Source organism: Streptomyces sp. AC627_RSS907 (assembly GCF_019049165.1).
Window position 1 is genome coordinate 1 of the sequence record NZ_JAGMUE010000427.1, and the last position, 591, is coordinate 591.

The 591-nt window shown below is 72.9% G+C and carries 1 pseudogene; it reads right to left on the reverse strand.

Going from position 1 to position 591, the window contains the following annotated elements:
• Nucleotides 1-591, reverse strand: a pseudogene (locus KUM32_RS36265) (diaminopimelate decarboxylase); the annotation flags it as partial.

Genomic DNA, 591 nt, shown 5'->3' on the forward strand with positions numbered 1-591 from the left:
ATGCCGATCAGTTCGAGGCCGTCCAGCTTGAGCGCCCGACGCACCGCCTCGGCCGCCTGGCCGCCGGCGAGCGCGATGCCGAACTTCTGGTCCTCGTGCGCGGTCGCGATGAACTCGTGGGTGTGCGCCTCGACGCCGACGGTGACCCGGATCTGCACGCGCTGGCGCTTGCCGAGCCGCTCGGCGATGTGCGCGACGCGCACGATCTCCTGGAACGAGTCCAGCACGATCCGCCCGACACCCGCCTCGACGGCCCGCCGGATCTCCTCGGTGGACTTGTTGTTGCCGTGCAGCGCGATGCGCTCGGCGGGCATCCCCGCGGCCAGCGCCGTGGCCAGCTCGCCGGCGGAGCACACGTCGAGGTTGAGCCCCTCCTCGTGCAGCCACCGCACGACGGCCCGGGAGAGGAACGCCTTGCCCGCGTAGAACACGTCGGCCTCGCCCCCGAACGCCTGGTGCCAGGCCCGGCAGCGGGCCCGGAAGTCGCTCTCGTCCAGGACGTACGCCGGCGTGCCGAACTCCTCGGCCAGCGCCCCCACATCGAGCCCACCCACGCTGACCGCGCCGGTGTCGGTACGGGTCACCGTGCGG